At 72.2% G+C, this 12,590-nt stretch carries 10 protein-coding genes; 4 read left to right on the plus strand and 6 right to left on the minus strand.

From position 1 onward, the window contains the following. Nucleotides 1–4 precede the first annotated feature (4 nt). On the plus strand, nt 5–982 hold the full coding sequence (locus tag STRCI_RS25680; RefSeq protein WP_269661317.1) for an ATP-binding cassette domain-containing protein: 978 nt from the start codon (nt 5–7) through the stop codon (nt 980–982). Then, nucleotides 979–1,824 (plus strand): ABC transporter permease, encoded by an 846-nt coding sequence (locus tag STRCI_RS25685; protein WP_269661318.1) that lies wholly within the window; start codon nt 979–981, stop codon nt 1,822–1,824. Before STRCI_RS25680 ends, STRCI_RS25685 begins: the two co-directional genes overlap by 4 nt. An 87-nt stretch (nt 1,825–1,911) precedes the next feature. Here the strand turns inward: STRCI_RS25685 and greA are convergent, their stop codons facing one another. After that, a complete protein-coding gene (greA, locus tag STRCI_RS25690; RefSeq protein ID WP_269661319.1) occupies nt 1,912–2,412 on the minus strand; it encodes a transcription elongation factor GreA in 501 nt (166 codons plus the stop codon). A gap of 199 nt (nt 2,413–2,611) precedes the next feature. Further along, nucleotides 2,612–3,010: a DUF4307 domain-containing protein gene (locus STRCI_RS25695; RefSeq protein WP_269661320.1), complete on the minus strand. Its 399-nt coding sequence runs from the start codon at nt 3,008–3,010 to the stop codon at nt 2,612–2,614. A gap of 115 nt (nt 3,011–3,125) precedes the next feature. On the opposite strand from STRCI_RS25695, the gene mca reads away from it, so the two are divergent. Both mca and STRCI_RS25705 read left to right on the plus strand, forming a co-directional pair. Then, entirely contained in the window at nt 3,126–4,007 is an 882-nt protein-coding gene (gene mca, locus STRCI_RS25700; RefSeq protein WP_269661321.1) for a mycothiol conjugate amidase Mca, read from the plus strand. Further along, nucleotides 4,000–4,248, plus strand: a complete 249-nt coding sequence (locus STRCI_RS25705; RefSeq protein ID WP_269661322.1) for a hypothetical protein — start codon at nt 4,000–4,002, stop codon at nt 4,246–4,248. Before mca ends, STRCI_RS25705 begins: the two co-directional genes overlap by 8 nt. Nucleotides 4,249–4,263: 15 nt before the next feature. Here STRCI_RS25705 and STRCI_RS25710 read toward each other — a convergent pair whose 3' ends face one another. The 4 genes from STRCI_RS25710 to STRCI_RS25725 are packed head-to-tail and all read right to left on the minus strand — an operon-like array spanning nt 4,264 to nt 12,489. Next, nucleotides 4,264–5,235 carry a hypothetical protein gene (locus STRCI_RS25710; RefSeq protein WP_269661323.1) on the minus strand — a complete coding sequence of 324 codons (972 nt, stop codon included), beginning with the start codon at nt 5,233–5,235 and terminating at the stop codon, nt 4,264–4,266. Continuing rightward, the gene (locus STRCI_RS25715) at nt 5,232–6,521 is read right to left on the minus strand and encodes a CHAT domain-containing protein (protein ID WP_269661324.1); all 1,290 of its coding nucleotides are present in this window, start codon (nt 6,519–6,521) and stop codon (nt 5,232–5,234) included. Before STRCI_RS25715 ends, STRCI_RS25710 begins: the two co-directional genes overlap by 4 nt. Nucleotides 6,522–6,527: 6 nt before the next feature. Beyond that, the gene (locus STRCI_RS25720) at nt 6,528–9,293 is read right to left on the minus strand and encodes a hypothetical protein (RefSeq protein WP_269661325.1); all 2,766 of its coding nucleotides are present in this window, start codon (nt 9,291–9,293) and stop codon (nt 6,528–6,530) included. Next, nucleotides 9,283–12,489 carry a tetratricopeptide repeat protein gene (locus STRCI_RS25725; RefSeq protein ID WP_269661326.1) on the minus strand — a complete coding sequence of 1,069 codons (3,207 nt, stop codon included), beginning with the start codon at nt 12,487–12,489 and terminating at the stop codon, nt 9,283–9,285. The genes STRCI_RS25720 and STRCI_RS25725 overlap by 11 nt, the downstream gene beginning before the upstream one ends. Between the last annotated feature and the right edge of the window lie 101 nt (nt 12,490–12,590).

Here is a 12,590-nt window from a genome sequence, read left to right on the forward strand (position 1 = left end):
TCATATGCCAGGCGCCATCCATGCCGAAGGTCTGGTGAAGACCTTCGGCGACGTAAGGGCACTGGACGGTGTCGACCTCGATGTGCCCGAGGGCACCGTCCTGGGCCTGCTCGGGCCGAACGGCGCGGGCAAGACCACCACCGTCCGCTGTCTGACGACCCTGCTGCGCCCCGACAGCGGCAAGGCCGTCGTCGCCGGGGTCGACGTGCTCAAGCACCCCGACACCGTGCGCCGTTCCATCGGTCTTTCCGGCCAGTTCGCGGCGGTCGACGAGTACCTCACCGGCCGCGAGAACCTCCAGATGGTCGGCCAGCTCTACCAGATGAGAGCGAAGGCCGCGAAGTTCCGCGCGCAGGAGCTGCTGGAGCAGTTCGACCTCGCCGACGCCGCCGACCGCCCGGCCAAGACCTACTCCGGCGGAATGCGCCGCCGCCTCGACCTCGCCGCGGCCCTGGTGGTCTCGCCGCCCGTGATGTTCATGGACGAGCCGACGACCGGCCTCGACCCGCGCAACCGGCAGCTGCTGTGGGAGGTCATCAAGAAGCTCGTCTCCGGCGGGACGACGCTGCTGCTGACCACGCAGTATCTGGAGGAGGCCGATCACCTCGCCCATGACATCGCGGTGGTGGACCACGGCCGTGTCATCGCCCAGGGCACCTCCGACCAGCTCAAGGCCCGCACCGGCGGCGAGCGCGTGGAGGTCGTGGTGCACGAGCGCGAGCACATGGGGACGGCCGCGGAGGTGCTCAGCGGCTTCGGCAAGGGCGAGACCACCGTCGAGGAGCACATGCGCATGCTCACCGTCCCGGTGAGCGGCGGCGCCAAGCTGCTCGCCGAGGTCATCCGTGAGCTGGACACCCGCGGTATCGAGATCGACGACATCGGCCTGCGCCGCCCCACCCTCGACGACGTCTTCCTCTCCCTGACGGGACACATGGCCGAGGAGAAGGACGCCGAGACCGACAAGGAGACAGTCAAGTGAGCGCCGTCACCGACGCCGTGCCGGTCATGGCCCCGGCCCATCCGCTGGTCCAGTCCGTGCGGGACTCCCTGGTCGTGGCCAAGCGGAATCTGATCCGTATGTCCAGGATCCCCGAGATGATCATCTTCGGGCTGATCCAGCCGATCATGTTCGTGGTGCTGTTCAGCTATGTCTTCGGCGGCTCCATGAACATCGGCGGCACCACCGACCCCCAGGTCTACCGCGAGTTCCTGATGGCCGGCATCTTCGCGCAGACCGTCACCTTCGCCACCGCGGGCGCCGGAGCGGGCATCGCCGACGACATGCACAAGGGGCTCATCGACCGCTTCCGCTCCCTGCCCATGGCCCGCGGCGCGGTACTCACCGGGCGGACCCTGGCCGATCTGGTGCAGACCGCGCTGACCCTGTTCGTGCTGGCGATAGTCGCCCTGCTGGTCGGCTGGCGCACCCACACCAGCTTCGGCGAGGTGCTCGGCGCCTTCGGCCTGCTGCTTCTGCTCGGCTACGCCTTCACCTGGGTCGGCGCGCTGATCGGCCTGTCCGTGCGGACCCCCGAGGCGGCCACCTCGGGCGGACTGATCTGGCTGTTCCCGGTCACGTTCATCTCCAACGCGTTCGTGGACTCCAGCCGGATGACCCCCTGGCTCCAGCACGTCGCCGACTGGAACCCCTTCAGCGCCACGGTCCAGGCCTGCCGGGAGCTCTTCGGCAACCCCGGGGTCTCCACCTCCGACGCCTGGCCCATGCAGCACCCGGTGTGGGCGTCGCTGATCTACTCGGTCGTGATCGTCGTGGTGTTCCGCACCCTGGCGGTCCGCAAGTACCGCTCGGCCTCGGCGTGACGCGGCGCCCGTCGGCATGACGAAGCCCCCGGTGCCACGCGGACCGCGCGGACGCCGGGGGCTTCGGCAAGGGCGTACTGGGCTGCGTCAGCCGCTGTACGGCTCGGCCTTCAGGATCCGCACCGAGGCCGTCTTGCCGTTCGGCAGCTCGTACTCCGCGTCCTCGCCGACCTTGTGGCCGATCACGCCGGCGCCCAGCGGGGACTGCGGGGAGTAGGTCTCGATGTCGGCGCTGGCGTACTCACGCGAGGCGAGCAGGAAGGACAGGGTGTCGTCCTCGTCGCCGTCGAAGGCGATCGTCACCACCATGCCGGGTGCGACCTCGCCCTCCGCGGACGTCGGCGCCTCGCCGACCTGCGCGTTCTCGAGAAGCTGGGTCAGCTGGCGCACGCGGAGCTCCTGCTTGCCCTGCTCCTCCTTGGCCGCGTGGTACCCGCCGTTCTCGCGCAGGTCCCCCTCCTCGCGCGCGGCCGCGATCTTGGCGGCGATCTCCGTGCGCGCAGGACCAGTAAGGTGCGCAAGCTCGTCCTTGAGCTTGTTGTACGCCTCCTGGGTCAGCCAGGTGACGGACTCGCTGGTCTGGGTCACAGGTGCTCCTCGTCGGTACTGGGAATACAAAGCATCGCCCTACCCAGAAGAATGTTCCCTCTCGGATGGGCGAAACCACGAGCCTAACAATTCAATGGCGCCAGGGGGAGGACATAAGCCACCAGAATTACGTCAACGCAGGTCAGCACCTACGTATTGCGAGCGAACCCGCCGCGGCCGGTCGGCGACCGGCCCGAGCTCAGTCCGCCTGGCAGCCGAGCAGCTCGGCCGTGGTGCCCTCGGCCCTGGTACGGAGGGTGACGACCTTGTCGATCCGGGTGGCGTCCCCGTCGAAGCGGAAGTCCCCCCGGCCCACCTCGGAGCCGTCCTGGGACTGGGACCGGATCGTGCAGTAGCCGGAGGCGCCGGAGTCCTTGCGGACCTCCAGATGCACCTGGACCGCCTTCTCCGAGAAGTCGTACTCGATGATCTCGGCGCTGATCCTGTTCTGGCCGACGTAGTGATAGCCGAAGTAGCCCACCACCGCCACGAGCAGCGTGCCGAGGACGACGGCGGCGAGCTTGAGCCGACGGTCGGCACGCTCGTCCGAGGGGCGCCCGTAACGGCCCTCGGGCAGTCCTGTGCTCGCCGTGGTCATGATCGTCCTCTCGGCGGGGCCGGGCCCCGGAATTATTCGGCCCCCGATTCGGTCACTATAGAAGCCGCCTTTTGCGCCCGTTCACACGGGGGCGCCGACCGACGAGGATTGAGTCTTGACTGACCAGCTGCGACTGATGGCCGTGCACGCCCACCCCGACGACGAGTCGAGCAAGGGCGCGGCCACCATGGCGAAGTACGTGTCCGAGGGGGTGGACGTGCTGGTCGTGACCTGCACGGGCGGGGAGCGCGGCTCCATCCTCAACCCCAAGCTTCAGCACGACAAGTACATCGAGGAGCACATCCACGAGGTACGCAAGAAGGAGATGGACGAGGCCCGCGAGATCCTCGGCGTCAAGCAGGAGTGGCTCGGCTTCATCGACTCCGGTCTGCCCGAGGGCGACCCGCTGCCCCCGCTCCCCGAGGGCTGTTTCGCCCTGGAGGACGTCGACAAGGCGGCCGGTGAGCTGGTGCGGAAGATCCGCGCCTTCCGTCCCCAGGTGATCACCACCTACGACGAGAACGGCGGCTACCCGCACCCCGACCACATCATGACCCACCAGATCTCGATGGTGGCCTTCGAGGGCGCGGCGGACACCGAGAAGTACCCGGAGGGCGAGTTCGGCCCCGCGTACCAGCCGCGGAAGCTCTACTACAACCAGGGCTTCAACCGCCCCCGCACCGAGGCGCTGCACCAGGCGATGCTCGACCGCGGCCTGGAGTCGCCGTACGGGGAGTGGCTCAAGCGCTGGGACGAGTTCGAGCGCACCGAGCGCACGCTGACCACGCACGTCCCGTGCGCCGAGTTCTTCGAGATCCGCGACAAGGCGCTGATCGCGCACGCCACGCAGATCGACCCCGACGGCGGCTGGTTCCGGGTGCCGATGGAGCTCCAGAAGGACGTCTGGCCGACGGAGGAGTACGAGCTGGCGAAGTCCCTCGTCGATACCTCCCTCCCCGAGGACGACCTCTTCGCGGGCGTCCGCGACAATGCCTGACATGAGCGCAAGCGCAAGCCTGGCAATGACGCACCTGGCCACCCTCGCCAAGGAGGTCGACGAGGACAAGGTCACCCCCGGTGTCCTCGGCTTCATCGTCTTCGCGGTGATGGCCCTGGCCGTGTGGGGCCTGATGAAGTCGATGAACAAGCACATGGGCAAGGTCGCCTTCACGGAGGCCCCGGACCCCGAGGCGGCCGAGTCCCCGGCGGACGCCCCACGGGACTCCGCGAAGGGCTGACCCCACCGGTCGGCGCTACCGCGCGTGCTCGGCCAGTGACAGCAGCAGGTGCGCCGACTCCGGCCGTACGTGGTCGGAGTGGGCGCCCGACCAGCCGCGCCGCCGGACGTACACCTGCGAGGCGTCGACGCTGACGAACCGGTGGTCGAGCTCCTGGTGCGGATACGGCTCGCCCGCCCCGCGCAGCCGGATCGCGGAGACCGGCGCGGGCGCGGTGCCGATGCCCCCGTGCCCGACCCCCGCCCGCCTCTCGGCGAGCCCGTGCCAGAACCCGGTGGCGAGGTCGGCCCGCGCGTGGGTCGCCACGACCGGGCCGTGCAGCGGCGCCCCGTCGAGCGCGTTGAACAGGGTCGAGAAGGCGTCGCGCGGCGCGGCCATCTGGAACAGCAGCATCGAGTCCGCGGTGAACGGCCGGTCCGGCGGCCGGGGCGTGCTCCAGCCCAGCGTGTCCGGCCCCTCCGCCGCCCACCGCACCGCCTCGCACAGGACGCGGCACCCGAAGGAGTGCCCGACCAGGTGCAGGTACTGTCCCTCCCGCGTGGCGAGCACGGGCGGCGCCGCCGGATCGCCGCGGAGGGCGTCGACGTACCCCAGCAGCCGGCCCAGGACCCGGCCCGCGTGGCCCTCCGTGCTCAGGGCGTGTGTGCGGGCGCGCATCCTCCGGTACTCGCGCATCCCCCGGCGCTTTCCCGAGGGCCAGCACAGCAGGACCGTCCACGGCCGCCACTCGGGCAGCCCCGGGTAGCGCTCGGGGGAGTACCGCTCGGCCGCGTGCGCCAGCAGGCCGTCGAGCATCGCTCGGGCGTCCTCGGGCGGGGTGCGCCAGCCGTGCGCGTACACCAGCAGATCGGTGGCCCACTCGGGTGGGGTCAGCTCCTCGGTGAAGTGGTCGAGCAGCCGGTCGGCGGGCACGGGCCGCAGTCCGTGCGCGGTCTCCTCCAGCAGCCGGCCGTCGGCCCCGAGGCGCACCACCCGCACCTCGCTCATCCGGCGCTCTCCTGTCCGGCGGCGCGTTCCAGCCGGGTGTCCATGCCGCTGTGCAGGGTGTAGGCGAAGCCGAGGGGATTGCGCAGGACATCGGCGAAGTGGCGGGCGACGGCGTGCGCGATGTCGCCCGCCGTCCCGGTGCCGTGCAGATAGCGGCTCAGGAACTCCAGCGCGTACTCGGCCGCGAACATCTGCGGCATCTCGATCTGCGGGCCCAGCACACCCCGGGCGCCCGCCTCGATCAGCGCCACGCTCAGGAACTTGTGGTCGCCGCCCTCCGGCACCCCGGCATGACAGGCGTTCAGCACAACGAACGGCTGGAAGGGGCTGTCGCTGCCGTACTCGCGTCTGCGGTCCCGTACCGTCTGCGCGTCGATGGTCTTCCTGTCGGTCAGCCTGAGGGCGAGGGAGGCGGGCTGGGCGCCGTTGGGGACGTAGTGGCCGTGGCACCAGAAATACATGACCTGCTCGCAGAGGTCCTCCTGGTCCAGGGCGTCCACCAGCTCGCCGCGCGTCGTGCGCTCCACGAACCGGGTGCCCTTGGCCAGCACGGCGGCGACGTCCGCGGCGCGGGTACGGCCCCTGCGGTCGAGGCGGGTGTCGTGGTTGAGGCTCACGGCCGGGACGTCCGGGGCCTCGCGCAGCCCGCCGACCCACGGGTAGTGGCCGCCGGTCTGCTCGATCTGGTGGCGGTGGCCGAGGAAGCGGCGGAACAGCCAGGACAGCGTTCCGTCGTCCTTCGGATCGTACGGAACCTGGTTCCGCTGCAGGCACACCATGGGCCACGGCACATGCAGGTCCGAGTCGAAGCGGACCCGCAGCCCCTCGCGGCTGCCGAGCGCCTCGGTGAGATAGCCGCGGAAGCGTACGACCCGCTCGTCCGCGCTGCCCAGAAGGGTGCCGTGCAGCAACTCCGAGCCCACCAGGGCCAGTTCGCTGACGATGCCGTGCACCTCAGCGACCGGGCGGGAACGCAGGTCCACGAGGGTCGCGTACGCGTTCTCGGGTTCGTCGTCCGGCTGATGGTCGACGAAGTGTTCCTTCCACTGCCTGCACAGCCGGGCCGATGCCGCGCGTACGTCGGCCGGGCGCACCGACAGGTCGACGCAGTGCTCGGTGCCGTGCAGCGAGGGCACGGCGGGGCCGTACAGCCGGGCGCGGATCCGGTCCTCGCCCAGGCTGTCCAGGGTGACGGTGATGTCCGGGCCGCGGGTCAGCCGGTCGGGGAGGGCGGTGAAGCCGCGGCTGGGGTCCTGTACGACTCGCACATGGAGTTCGGTGGCCATGGCGGGCTACCGGCCGCGCGGGATGGCGGCGTGCGGTGCCGCGTGGCTGCCGGGCCGGTCGCTGTCGAGGATGTCGAGCTCTGTTTCCACTTGTTGCAGGACCGTCCCGGTGCGTTCGAGGGCGATGGTGAACCGGAGGCGGTGGGTTCCGGTGCGGTGCGGGGTGAAGTCGAACTCGGCGCCGTGGGCCTGCTCTTGGGAAGGGCGCAGAAGCGCTGACGGCGGTTCCAGGGAAGCGCGGGTCAGGGGGAGGGCGGTGGCGGTCAGCCAGGGCGCGGACCGGAGGCCGGCCGCCCACGGGTGGCCCGGCTCCGGGGAGACGCGCAGGAGGAGACGGGCAGTGGTGTCGGCGGCGGGGGAGTCGTCGAGGAGGGTGATCCGGACACGGCATCGGGGGTGGCCCGGGGTGCCGGGGAGGGAATCCGTGCGGACAGGCGTGTGGTGGGTGAGGACGAGGTCGCGGGCGGCGGGCGGGATGCCGGTGGCGACCCCGCTCTCCATGAACGCGCCGATGGCCGCGATCAGTTCGCTCGCCCGCGGAACGCGGGCCGGCAGCAGGCCGGCGATGCGGTCGTAGTCGTCCGGGCCCGGCGGTCCGCCACGCACGACGAGGAGGGCACTCCGCCACGCCTGCCCGGTCAGGTCGTCCAGCAGGTCGAAGTCGGCGCTCGCCATGCTCGCGAACGCGCTCGACATCTCCTTCCCGGGGATCCGTGCGGCGATCTCCAGATTCGTCCAGGCACGCCCGTGCGGACACCCGGTCGCGAGGAACGCCCGCTGGACTTCCAGCCATTGGTCCAGGGAGCCGCCGCCCGGCGTGCCGGTCGGCCCCAGCGCCTTACGGTGCATGGTCCAGGCCTCCCCGAGGGCGTCCTGGCACTGCGAGAACAGCACGCCGGCCGTCGTCCACTGCGACCGTGCCTCCTGTGGCCGGCCGGCGGCCTCATGCGCATGCCCCAGCCAGAACAGGGTCCAGGCCATACCCCTGGTATCCCCGGCGGCCTCGTGTGCCGCGAAGGCGCCCCGTGCCGTGTGGAGAGCGGCATCGACGGCGCCGCTCCGCGTCCGCAGCCTGACCCGCTCGGTCTCCACCCAGTTCTGGCCGCGGATGTCACCGAGGGCGTCGAACAGCTCGTCGGCCTCTGCCAGCAGCTCCTCGGCCGCCGCGTCCAGTCCACGCAGCAGGTCCACCCGGGCCAGGTGCAGCAACGCCTGGCCGTGGCCGCGCCGGCAGTCGAAGGCCCGGTGCAGATCGGCGGAGAACCGCAGGTGACGGGCGGCCTCGTCGACCTTGCCCTGGTCGCACAGTACGGCCCCGCGCACCAGGTGGTGCCAGGCCGAGTGGATGTCCTCCGCCGCGGGTGCCGTACCGAGATCGGTCAGGGCCGTGTCCAGACGACCGGCCGCGTGATGGTTCGCGGCGCTCTCGTGGGCGGCCTCCGGGCCGGGGTCGCCCTCGACCAGCAGCTGCGCCACGTCCGGCAGGCCCACCTCACGCGCGAGGGCGCACAGGGCCCGGCGCACCGCAGGGTGATCCCTCGACGAGCGGTACAGCCCCACGAGCCGGTGGGCGTCCCCGAGGAAGGCCAGGACCGTCGCCAGCGCACTGCTGAACAGCTCGTCCAGAGGATGCTTCCGCTGCTGCCTGACGTCGGCGGCCAGTCGCAGGAACTCGTCCAGATGCGCGGCGAATACACGGGGGGCGAGCACGTCCGGAGGCTTGTCGTCGGAGAGCACGCGAGGGCGCCCGTCCAGCAGGCTCGCCGCGTCGTCGACGATCCGCGCGGCGGTCCCGGCCGGCTCCGGGCGCTCCCGGTAGCCCATCCGCCCGCGCATCGTCTGGCGCGCCGGTGCGGACAGCAGGAACATCTCATCGGTGTCGCGCAGCCGCTGCACCAGCCCTCGCCGTACCAGGCCGGACACCGCGTTTCCCACGTCCACGGGCCGGACCGTCAGGATCGTGAAGGGAGCGCGGGACGGCCTTGCGGCCAGGACCTCCAGGAGCGTGAGCTCCTGGCTGGTGCAACCGAGCAGAGCGAGCTCGACCAGACCTTCCGGACTGCTCACCGCCCGGAGCCGATCGAGCGGCACATCGTGCGCGAGCGCGCCGGCCAGACGCACGAGCGACGGCAGTCCTCCCGTGGCGGACGGGACGAGCGATCCGCTCCCGGACTTCTGGCAGAGCCGTGCGAAGAGTTCCGCGGCATCCTGCCCGTCGAGCGGCCCCACCTCGTGCAGCCGGTCGATGTTCCGCCATCCGCGCCGGCGGCGCGAGGTGACGATCACCGTCAGCCGGAGGCAGCCCCGTAACACCTTCAGCAGGGGGTGCGCGGCGGGACCGATGTCGTCCAGGACCACGATCCGCTCACGGAAGTGCTGCGCGCACTGCTCCCGCAGCAGTCGGCCGAACGCGCGGCCGGACTGGTGGGCCGCCCGCACGACCGGCACCTGCGGTGCCCCGCATTCCGCCAGCAGCCGGAGCAGCGTGCCCGGCACATCCACCGTGTCATCGCCGAGGCAGAGCCAGTGCACCGGAACGGGGTCCGCCCCCGAACGGCGGCGCTGCTCATGGCCCAGCCGCCGGGCCGCCTCGGCCGCCAGGGCCGACTTGCCTACGCCGGGCGGGCCGTGCAGGACGTGCACGGAGGTGTGGCTCGCCCGCCCGTCGGGGCCGGTGGGCACGCCACCGAGGACCGAGAGGAGTTCGGGCTCCCGCCCCACAAACCCGTCCCGGTCCGGGGACGGCGACGGTTTACGCAGGTCAAACGCCACTGGACCTCCCGGCGACCGTCACCGCCACCCCCATCACCTCCCGGGCATGCCGACTCGGCACCATCCCCAACCTCCAAGCCTGCCAGCCCGCCTCCAGGTTCACGCCCCGTTCCAGCAGAAGTCGGTACGCGCCTACGTACTCCTCCAGCTTCTCGTCCCGCGCCCCATGGCCGCCCCGCGCCAACTGCGCCAGCTCCTCCTGGGCCACCGCCGTGCCGACCTCGACGCCGCCCGGTGCCGCGTACGGCAGCAGCGTGCAGCGCAGGAAGCGGGACCAGTCCTCGCCCCGCCGGTCGCCGTAGGAGGTGAACAGGGCCGTCGCCTCGTCACACAGCGAAAGTGCCTGCTGGGTACGGGCGTTGCCGGCGTCCACCACCGCCAGCTCCAGGCAGGTCCAGGCCTCGCCGTGGGCGACCCCGATGCGCTGGAAGTCCGCCCGCGCGTCCACCAGGAGCTGGCGGGCGAAGCCCGAGTTCCTGAGCGAACCCGTCTGGGCGGCGCGCAGGTCCCGCGTCGCCCGTGCCGAGTGGTGGCGGGCGCACGCGAGGCCGTACACGTCCCGCATCCGGGAGAACATCGTGCGGGAGCGTTCCAGTTCGCGGACCGCCTGGTCCAGGCTGCCGGTCTCCTCCAGGGCCTGGCCCAGGTAGTACAGCGTCCACGCCTCGCCGCGCGCGTCCTCGTTCTCCCGGTGCCGGGACGCCGCCTGGCGCAGGCCGTCGACCGCCGGCGAGGGGTCGCCGTCGACCAGCCGGGCGCGGGCCAGCTGGGTCAGCGCCCAGGCCTCGCCGCGCGCGTCACGGGTGCGGCCGTACAGGTCGAGGGCGGTGCGCAACTCCCGCTCCGCGCGCGGTACGTCGCCCATGCGCAGGCCGAGCTGGCCGAGCTGGAAGTGCGCCCAGGCCTCGCCGTGCACCGACTCGCCCGCGCGGTGCAGGTCCAGGGAGCGGGTCAGCAGGTCCAGGGCCTCGGAGAGGTGGGCCCGGTCGCGTTCGACGGCCGCCAGGGCGTGCATCGTCCAGGCGCGGTCGGTGGCGAGCTGGGGCGGGGCCTGGAGGTCGAGGGCCTCGCGGAGCTTGCGCGCGGCCTCCGTCAACTGGCCCTGGTGGTGCAGGGTGATGCCGAGGGAGCACAGGGCGCGGGCCGCTCCGGCGTCCTGGTGGGCCTCCAGGTAGAGGTCGACCACCGACGCCAGTGTCGTACGCGCCTTGTCCAGCTCGCCCAGCTGCCGGGCCGCGATGCCGGTGCGCCACTGCACCGAGCGCATCAGCAGGCCCTGGTCCACCGCCTGGGCCAGTTCGCTGATCTCGCCCAGCCGGTACAGGTCGCCGCGCAGCAGGCAGTAGTCGCACAGGGCGCCCAGCAGTTCCAGCACCGCCGACTGGTTGACGCCCTCCGCGTGCCGCAGCGCGGAGGTGATGAAGCTGGACTCGTCGTCGAGCCAGCGCAGCGCGTCGTCGAGGGAGGTGAAGCCGTGCGGGCTGAAGCGGTCGGAGCGGGTGGACATGTTGCCGTCGACCAGGCGCAGGACCGAGTCGGCGAGGTCGGCGTAGTTGACGATCAGGCGTTCCTGGGCCGAGGTGCGTTCGGCGGGCTCCTCCTCGTCGAGGAGGCGGGCGTGGGCGAAGGCGCGGACCAGTTCGTGCAGCCGGTAGCGGCTGCCGCGGACGTGGTCGATCAGGCCCGCCTCGGCGAGGGCCGCCAGATGACGGGTGGCCTCCGCCTCGTCGGTCGCCAGCAGCGCGGCGGCCGCCGCGGCGCCCAGCGAGGCCCGTCCGGCCAGCGCGAGGCGGCGCAGGAGACGGCGGGCCGGCTCGGACTGGTCGGTGTAGCGCAGCCACAGCACCCGCTCGACCGGTTCGACGGGGCCGTACGCGCCCAGATCGGTGGCCAGGCGCCGGGGTGAGCGGGGGCCCAGGGAGGAGCCCGCGATGCGCAGGGCCAGGGGGAGTCCGCCGCACAACCGGCGGATCCCGTCGGCGGATTCGGCGTCGTAGGGGCCCGAGGCGTCCTGGGCCACCGCGCCCAGCAGCTCCTCCGCGCCCGCCTCGTCCAGGGGCTCCACCGGAAGCTGGTGGACCCAGGCGACATGGTCGTCGGGCAGGGCGAGCGGCTCGCGCGCGGTGACCAGCACCAGGCTGTCGGAGCGCTCCGGCAGCAGGGTGCGGATCTGCTCCGGGTCGTGGGCGTCGTCGAGGACGACGGTGACCGGCAGCCCGGTCAGATGCTGGTGGTACAGCTCGCTGAGCCGTTTGACCTGCTGGTCGGGGGCGGTGCGCTCGCGGAAGAGCAGTTGCTCGCGCGGGGCGCCGAGCCGGTTCAGCAGATGCAGCAGGGCGTCCCGGGTGGACAGCGGCGGCTCGTCGCCGCTGTCGCCGCGCAGGTCCACCACGCAGGCGCCGCGGAACTGGTCCTTCAGATCATGGGCCGCCCGCACCGCGAGCGCCGTACGGCCACTGCCGGGCGCCCCGTGCAGCACCACGACCGTGGGCCGGGTCTCGGTGCTCGCGCGGGCTGCCTGTACCCACTGCCCGATCCGCCCCAGCTCCTGCCGCCGCCCGGCGAACACCCCGGCCGGTTCGGGGAGTTGGCCGAGCGACTGCTCCAGGACGGTGCGCCTGCGCGCCGCCGCGCTCTTGTCGGTGCCGCGCAGCGGCGGGGCCGACCCCGTCGACGCGCTCAGCACCCGCTGCTGGTCGAGGAAGGGCCGGATGCCGCGTACCTCCAGCGCGGTCAGCCAGGCCAGCCGCAACTGCTCGGGCCCGCCCGGCTGTCCGACCGCCCCGGCCTGGTGGTGCGCGGCCGGCAGATGGGTCCCGGCCACCTTCACCACGGTCGCCACGGCGCCGACCACCCCGGCGGTCACGCCCGCGCCCACCGCCGTACCCATACCGGTGCCGAGCGCCAGGTCGGCGACCGCGGCGGTGATCCCCGCGACGCCCGCCACCAGCAGCGGAGTGCCGCCGCCGTCGCGGGCGTAGCGCTGGCCGAAGGTGAGCCGGCCGGCCTGTGTCTCGTCCAGCGCGCTGGTGTACGTCTCGTACTCCTCGGCCGCGGTCTGCGCCATGGCGTCCAGCGCGCCCCGCGCCCGGGACAGCAGTACGTTCCCGTCGGTGCGTCCGCCCGAGCGGCGCACCTCCTCCTCCACGGCCCGAGCCAACAGCCGCTCGGCCTCTGTCCGATGGCTGTCCCGCATGTCACTTCCCCCTCCGGCGGCAACGGCATTCTTGGTCAAGTGTGCTGCGGACGGGACGCCGTGGGGAGAGGGCCGGAAGATCGGGCTCGTGGGGTGTGCTG

This window comes from Streptomyces cinnabarinus, from assembly GCF_027270315.1.
GTDB lineage: Bacteria > Actinomycetota > Actinomycetes > Streptomycetales > Streptomycetaceae > Streptomyces > Streptomyces cinnabarinus.